This is a genomic window from Sutcliffiella tianshenii (genome assembly GCF_016908565.1).
GTDB lineage: Bacteria > Bacillota > Bacilli > Bacillales > Bacillaceae_I > Sutcliffiella_A > Sutcliffiella_A tianshenii.
In genome coordinates this window covers 663,938-671,586 of sequence record NZ_JAFBED010000002.1, presented here as the reverse complement: position 1 = coordinate 671,586, position 7,649 = coordinate 663,938, and the positions used below count along the sequence as shown (strand labels likewise).

Here is a 7,649-nt window from a genome sequence, read left to right as displayed (position 1 = left end):
TGTACAGCTTGATGTTTTACTTCTCGTGTAAATTTAGTCAACTGAAGTACACCTCCTATTGTTAGGTGTGTGTCCAACAAAAGGGGTGCACTTCTTAGCCGAGGAGGCTCCACAAACGCCCCGCGGAAAGCGTAGCCTAGTGCGGAGTCAACAGCGGTGTTTATAGGATTATCACTCCATTTTTTGGTATATGTCTTTTGTTGGGTGGATTCTGTATAAAATGCCAACATCTACAGAAAATACTTCTAACAATTGTTTAAAGAAGACAAAGGAGGAAATGTAAGGTGAAGCGGTTACTAATAATTTCATGTATGTTTCTTATCAGCACCTTTATGCTATTTTCGATAAATCAGCCCCAAGTAAGTGCCTTTTCCGAGCAGGTCATTCAAAAGGGTGCAACCGGGAATGATGTGGTCGAGCTGCAAGCGCGCCTTCAATACAACGGCTATTACCAAGCCAAGATTGATGGAGTTTATGGCTGGACTACATACTGGGCGGTTAAAAACTTCCAACAAGAATTCGGGTTGGATGATGTTGATGGGCTGGTAGGTCCTAAAACAAAGGAAATGCTTCAAAGAGCGACCAAGTTCCATAAGGATTGGGTGCATCAACAGATTAACAGTGGAAAAAGATTTACTCATTACGGCGGCATGGAATTGAAATATCAGGTGGAACCTTCTGCAGCAACGATGGAAAAAGCAAAGCAGGGGGCTGCTGCAAAGTGGAAGCAGGAAAAGACGCAATATCAAAAGCCTGCCCCTCAAAAGGAGCCGGGTAAGCCAGCACCACAAAAAGAGCCTGGAAAGCCTGCTCCACAACAACAGGCCCCAGCTAAACCAGCTCCAGGGAAGGAGCCAGCAAAGCCTTCTCCCGAAAAACAGCCAGCAAAGCCAGCATCAGAGAAGCAGACGCCTGCTAAACCTGCTCCAGAAGAACAGCCTGAAGAAGAAAAGCAGACTGCAACGAATATGCCTGGAGGATATTCAGAGAACGATATTCAACTGATGGCTAATGCTGTTTACGGTGAAGCGCGAGGAGAGCCTTATGAAGGGCAGATTGCGGTTGCTGCGGTTATTTTGAACAGAATAAACAGCCCGACTTTTCCAAATACAGTTTCGGGTGTGATTTTTGAGCCGCTTGCATTTACTGCCGTTGCAGATGGCCAGATCTGGTTGACTCCGAATGAAACAGCCAAAAGGGCAGTTATCGATGCCATTAACGGAACGGACCCTACAGAGGGTGCAACCTATTACTTCAATCCGGATACCGCAACCAGCGGCTGGATTTGGGGGCGTCCGCAAATTAAAAGGATCGGAAAACACATTTTCTGTGAATAAAGAGGGTGGAAAATTATGTTGAGACTTATCATTATCGCTGTTTTAGCCATTGCAGTTGCAGGAACAGGGTATTGGGGTTATCAGGAACATCAGGAAAAAAACGCAGTCCTCATCAATGCGGAAAATAACTATCAACGTGCCTTTCATGACCTTGTATACCATGTAGACCTATTGCATGACAAAATTGGAACCACGCTCGCCATGAGTTCCAAGGAACAATTGTCCCCATCCTTTGCAGAGGTTTGGAGAATAACATCGGAAGCTCAGAATGATGTAGGACAGCTGCCATTGACGTTGCTTCCATTCAACAAGACTGAAGAGTTCCTGACTAACATTGGGGATTACACGTATCAAGTTGCGATACGTGATCTTGATAAGAATCCTTTATCAAAAGATGAATTTGCTTCCTTGCAGACACTTTATCAAAAATCAGGTGAAATTAAATCAGAATTGAGAAAAGTGCAGAGCATGGTCATGAATCAAAACTTGCGCTGGATGGATGTAGAGCTTGCCTTATCAGCCAAAGACCAGCCTCAGGATAATGGGATCATCGATGGATTCAAAACGGTGGAAAAGAATGTGGAAGGCTACGAAGAAGCGGATTTCGGGCCTACATTTACATCGATGAACAAAAAGGACGAAGACTATAGCAGACTTTCCGGTAAGACGATCACGAAAGAGGAAGCAAAGCAGGTTGCAGACCGTTACCTGGAGCTTGAAGGAAATGAGAAGATCACGATAACTGAAAATGGTGAGGGATCCAAGGTAGGGTTCTACAGTTTGAAGATTGTCGATAAAAACCAGGTTGATACGTACATGGATATTGCCAAAAAAGGCGGAACTCCAATTTACATCGTACAAAACATGGAAGCGAAGAAGAAAAATATCAGTTTGAACGAAGCGACGGAAAAAGCACGTAATTTCCTGAAGCAGAATAAGTATGAAAGCTTGGATCTCTATGAGAGCGTAGAATACAATAAATTGGGTGTTTTCACTTTTGTCTCAAATCTGGACGGGGTGCGAATCTATCCTGATGCCATCAAAATGAAGGTAAGTCTTGAAACAGGGGAAATCGTAGGGTTTTCGGCAAAGGATTATCTGATGGCACATCATTTGCGTGAAATACCAAAACCGGGTATTTCATATGAAGAAGCGACAGCCAAGATCAATGACAACGTCATGATCATGGAAGATCGCTTGGCAGTCATCACCAATGATACCGGTGAAGAAGTTCTTTGCTATGAATTTCTTGGAACCATAAATGAGGATACTTATCAGATCTTCATCAATGCAGAGAACGGCAGGGAAGAAAAAGTGGAAAAACTGAAAAATGCAGAAGAATTGTATGATTTATAATTGGAAAATGATTTAGGAAAAGCTAAAATTTGGCTTTTCCTTTTTTTGTTTACATGGTTTAATTAAAGTAACTAGGGAGCTTGGAAATAGAGAGACAAGCACGAAAGTCAGGGGGCAATTTTTTGTTGAAGACAGGGGTAATACTAACCCTTCATATGCAAAATGATGAAGGAGCGGAAAGGTACCGGTGTAAAGTTCAAGAAGTGATGGATAACGAATTTTACGTGGACTATCCAGTACATATCAAGAATGGAAAAACGACATACATATTGAATGGCACTCAGTTGAACGTCTCGTTTGTTACCGATGAGGGGCTTGCCTATCATTTTGACAGTGAAGTCATGGGGAGGATCAAGCAATCCATCCCGATGATACAGCTTTCCTATCCTGGTCACGAGCAATTAATCAAAATACAGAGAAGAGAGTATGTCCGTGTCGAAAGCAGTGTAGATGTTGCTGTACATCCCGATTCTGTCGAGTTTCAACCATTCACTACTGTTACACACGATATAAGCGCAGGCGGGAGTTCCATACTGTTGCCTAAGGAAGAGCGAATTCCTAAAACAGGAACCATACAGACTAACTTTGCCATCCATCTAAATAATGGGGAAATATATTATCTGAAATTAAAAAGCAAGGTAATCAGGATTGTGGATGGTAAAAATGGAAGAAAGCGAGCTTCGCTGCAGTTCGATCAAATCAAGGAACATGAAAGGCAAGTAATCATCAAATATTGTTTTGAACAGCAGCTGCTTAAGAGAAAAACACATTGATGAGAATATTTACCACAAATTTCACGCATAATAAGTAGAAACGCCTGTGAAAAAGTGGTGAATGAAATGAAAAGATTTGAAGGCATTATCGTCAAGCTCCTAATCATTCAACTATGCTGTCTTGTGGTTGCACAAAGCTTGATCCTTTATACGGAGGTTTCCCCCTTTTTAACGAAGGTCGTCCAGTATGAAGGGGTAGATGGAATGGAGATCATGGAGCATATAGAAACATTCGACCAAAATAGATGATTATGATAAAATAATGAAGGATTTACGTTTGAAATCTGCAGGGGAAACCTGCTTTTTTCATTAGTAAGGCAGAAAAAAGATCAGTACATACGAACATGGAAGACAGGGATCTCACAGATGCCCCTTACTTAAACATTGTTCGTTAGCAGGAGGAATTATGAACAATCATCATTTATCAGTAGCAATCGACGGACCTGCCGCGGCGGGTAAAAGCACTGTGGCAAAAATTGTAGCGGACAAATTGGGATACATTTATATCGATACAGGTGCCATGTACCGAGCAGTAACATTTGAGGCTCTTCGTCATGATATAGACCTTGAGGATGAAGATGCCCTTCAAAGACTAGTTGGAAAGATGGATATCGATCTTCGTGCTGCAGCCGGAAAACAACAACATGTATTCATTAATGACGAAAATGTAACAGAGGAGATACGTACACATAATGTGACAAATTCTGTTTCCATTGTTGCAAAACATAAATCTGTCAGAGAAGAGATGGTGGAACGTCAGCGCATACTTGCCCAAAGAGGCGGGGTTGTGATGGACGGACGGGACATCGGTACACATGTATTGCCACATGCCGAAGTCAAGGTATTCTTGCTGGCATCAGTGGATGAGCGGGCAAAAAGAAGACATGCAGAGAATCTCGCAAAAGGTTTTGATTCCGATTTGGATAAATTGAAAGAAGAGATTGCACGTCGTGATAAGCTGGATTCAGAAAGGGAGTTCGCTCCTTTAGTCAAAGCGGATGATGCAAAAGAAATAGATACAACGTCCCTATCCATCGTACAAGTGGTTGACAAAATCATGGAAATCGTCAAAGAAACCGAAAGGATCAATCTTGCATGACTTTCTATTCATTTGCTAAATTTATCGTAAGTGTCATATTAAAGCCCTTATACCGAATTAATGTGATAGGCGAAGAGAATATCCCAAAAGAAGGACCGGTCCTTCTATGCTCCAATCATATTGATAACCTTGATCCACCGGTTGTGGGTATTACCTCACCAAGGACAGTTCATTTTATGGCTAAGGAAGAGGTATTCCATGTACCGGTACTCAAGACTATTTTACCGAAATTGCACGCATTTCCAGTAAAAAGGGGAATGAGTGATCGTGAAGCACTGCGAACCGCGATCAAGGTTTTGAAGGAAGGAAATCTTCTGGGACTTTTTCCTGAAGGTACAAGAAGCAAAACAGGTGAACTCCAAAAGGGATTGGCAGGCGCGGGCTTTTTTGCTCTAAGGACGGATGCGGTGGTAGTCCCGTGTGCCATCATCGGACCATATAAAGCATTTCAGCCGTTGAAGGTTGTTTATGGGAAGCCGATCGATTTTGCCGAATATCGCAAGGAGAAAGTGTCAGCGGAAGAAGCAACCCTGATTATCATGAATTCCATCAAGGAACTATTAGAAAAAAATAAATAGTTTAAGAGTTTTGACTTGACAAAATGTCCTATTTATTAGAAGTTAATAGAAAGAAGTTAAAATATTTGATGAATTTTGCATATATTTAGCTATTTTTTTCATCAAAGCTTCACTCTGTCTGTTTAGATGGTGCATCATCCATCTAAGGATTATTACACGAAACATGCATCTTTGGTTAAGTGCATATGATAGTGCCTGGACGTTTGTCCGGTCGCTATTCATATATACGTAACGGCTACCGTTACTTACATAAATAATGGAATAGTTGGTTTGTATAGAGGAGGTAATAATATGGTAGAAGACATGAATCAAGTAGAAGTGAAAAATTTAGAAGTGGGTTCCAAAGTGACAGGAACTGTAACGAAAGTGGAAGAAAAGCAGGTTCTGGTTTCTATAGAAGGAAGCAAGCTTGATGGAATCATCCCAATCAGTGAACTGTCAAGCCTTCATGTAGAAAAGGCAACGGATGTTGTGGCAGAAGGACAAGAGCTTCAGCTTAAAGTTACCAAAGTGGAGGATGAGCTTTTGGTTCTTTCCAAAAAAGCGGTGGACGCTGATCTGGCGTGGGAGGACCTTCAAAAGAAGTTTGAATCCAAAGAGGTATTCGAAGCGGAAATCAAGGACGTAGTAAAAGGCGGTCTTGTCGTGGACCTGGGTGTTCGCGGTTTTGTTCCCGCTTCATTGGTTGAAAACCATTTTGTTGATGATTTTGCCGATTATAAAGGCAGAACACTTACTTTCAAAGTGGTTGAATTGGAAAAGGAAAAAAATCGAGTGATCCTTTCCCACAGAGCCGTTGTGGAAGAGGAAATGAAGAATAAAAAGCATCAAGTGCTTGATTCCATCGAAACTGGCCAAGTGCTAGAAGGAACTGTACAACGGATCACCGATTTTGGTGCATTTGTAGATATCGGTGGAGTGGACGGCCTTGTCCATATTTCCCAGCTATCCTATGAGCATGTGACAAAGCCATCCGAAGTGGTTACCGAAGGGCAAAAAGTGCAGGTGAAGGTGCTTTCCGTCGATCGTGACAATGAAAGAATCTCCCTTTCCATCAAAGAAACATTACCTGGACCATGGAGTATGGTTTCTGAGAAGCTTTCTGCAGGCAGCATCACAGAAGGTGTTGTAAAGCGCCTCGTTTCATTCGGTGCCTTCGTTGAGGTCCTTCCTGGAGTGGAAGGGTTGGTTCATATTTCCCAAATCTCCAACAAACACATCGGGACTCCTCATGAAGTACTTTCCGAAGGGGAAAAAGTCCAGGTGAAGGTATTGGACATCAATGAGAATGAACAGCGCATTTCTTTAAGCATCCGTGAATTGGAAGAGCCAGAACCACAAGAGGACTATAGTCAATATAGCCATTCTGAAGAGTCCGGCGGTTTCCAGCTAGGGGAAATGATCGGCGACAAATTGAAGAAACTTAAAAAATAATCTTATTAGGTGATAGACGGTGAGTAGAGCAAAGAGAAAAATGGACCATATCAAACATGCTTTATCAACAGGTCAACTTAGACAACATGGTTTCGAGGATGTTATGTTTGTTCATCAAAGCTTGCCAAATTCCAGTGTGTCATCTGTTCAATTGAATACAAAAATAGGCGAACTTGCTTTAAGTTCGCCTATTTTTATCAATGCAATGACTGGTGGGGGCGGAATGGAGACCCTGACAATCAACAAGGGGCTTGCAGCGGTTGCAAGGGAATGCAAGTTGGCTTTGGCTGTTGGTTCCCAGATGTCTGCCATAAAGGACCGGAATGAACGGGAAACATATGAAATAGTACGAAAAGAAAATCCGGATGGCGTCATCTTTGCCAATCTTGGCAGCGAAGCTTCGGTTGACCAGGCAAGGCAAGCTGTAGATATGCTGGATGCAGACGCATTGCAGATACATCTGAATGTGATACAGGAATTGGTGATGCCGGAAGGAGATCGGGACTTTACCGGGGCTCTTAAGAGAGTGGAGAAAATAGCTTCTTCCATAGACGTGCCAATCATTGTGAAAGAAACGGGTTTCGGCATGAGCCGGGAGGCGGCCAGACAACTTGTAGATGCTGGTGTATCCATTATTGATGTCGGAGGTTTTGGGGGTACGAACTTCTCTAAGATAGAGAACGAACGCCGTGATTATCGACTTTCGTACTTTGATGACTGGGGAATTTCCACTGCCTCTTCCATAGCAGAAGTGAACTGCTTCGTACCTGAAGCAACGATCATCGGATCTGGAGGAATTCAAAGTCCACTTGATATTGCCAAAAGCATGGCACTGGGGGCGTCAGCTGTTGGGATTGCAGGGTATTTTCTACGTGTTTTTTTGGAGGAAGGTCATGACGGGCTATGTAACTTGATAGCCCAGGTACATGATGATCTTAAAATGGTCATGACAGCTGTGGGAGCTTCTTCTATTGAAGACCTTCAGCGGGTACCATTGGTTCTACGGGGTGAAACCTTCCACTGGCTGACACAGCGTGGCTTGGATACGAGTATATATAGTAATCGCTAATCA

At 42.7% G+C, this 7,649-nt stretch carries 8 protein-coding genes; all 8 read left to right on the top strand.

Going from position 1 to position 7,649, the window contains the following annotated elements:
- Positions 1 to 311: 311 nt before the first annotated feature.
- The 8 genes from JOC95_RS06955 (at position 312) to fni (ending at position 7,646) form a co-directional block, all read left to right on the top strand.
- Positions 312 to 1,337, top strand: coding sequence for a cell wall hydrolase (locus JOC95_RS06955; protein ID WP_239582769.1), 1,026 nt, complete (start codon positions 312 to 314; stop codon positions 1,335 to 1,337).
- Positions 1,338 to 1,352: 15 nt separating this feature from the next.
- The gene (gene ypeB, locus JOC95_RS06950) at positions 1,353 to 2,693 is read left to right on the top strand and encodes a germination protein YpeB (RefSeq protein WP_204414658.1); all 1,341 of its coding nucleotides are present in this window, start codon (positions 1,353 to 1,355) and stop codon (positions 2,691 to 2,693) included.
- Between the two features lie 122 nt (positions 2,694 to 2,815).
- The gene (locus JOC95_RS06945) at positions 2,816 to 3,466 is read left to right on the top strand and encodes a flagellar brake protein (RefSeq protein ID WP_204414656.1); all 651 of its coding nucleotides are present in this window, start codon (positions 2,816 to 2,818) and stop codon (positions 3,464 to 3,466) included.
- 66 nt (positions 3,467 to 3,532) lie between these two features.
- Positions 3,533 to 3,715 carry a YpfB family protein gene (locus JOC95_RS06940; protein ID WP_204414648.1) on the top strand — a complete coding sequence of 61 codons (183 nt, stop codon included), beginning with the start codon at positions 3,533 to 3,535 and terminating at the stop codon, positions 3,713 to 3,715.
- Between the two features lie 157 nt (positions 3,716 to 3,872).
- Positions 3,873 to 4,565: a (d)CMP kinase gene (cmk, locus tag JOC95_RS06935; RefSeq protein ID WP_204414647.1), complete on the top strand. Its 693-nt coding sequence runs from the start codon at positions 3,873 to 3,875 to the stop codon at positions 4,563 to 4,565.
- Positions 4,562 to 5,143 (top strand): lysophospholipid acyltransferase family protein, encoded by a 582-nt coding sequence (locus tag JOC95_RS06930; RefSeq protein WP_204414646.1) that lies wholly within the window; start codon positions 4,562 to 4,564, stop codon positions 5,141 to 5,143. The genes cmk and JOC95_RS06930 overlap by 4 nt, the downstream gene beginning before the upstream one ends.
- A 291-nt stretch (positions 5,144 to 5,434) precedes the next feature.
- Positions 5,435 to 6,577, top strand: a complete 1,143-nt coding sequence (rpsA, locus tag JOC95_RS06925) for a 30S ribosomal protein S1 (RefSeq protein WP_204414645.1) — start codon at positions 5,435 to 5,437, stop codon at positions 6,575 to 6,577.
- Positions 6,578 to 6,596: 19 nt separating this feature from the next.
- Positions 6,597 to 7,646 (top strand): type 2 isopentenyl-diphosphate Delta-isomerase, encoded by a 1,050-nt coding sequence (gene fni / locus JOC95_RS06920; RefSeq protein ID WP_204414644.1) that lies wholly within the window; start codon positions 6,597 to 6,599, stop codon positions 7,644 to 7,646.
- Positions 7,647 to 7,649: the final 3 nt, after the last annotated feature.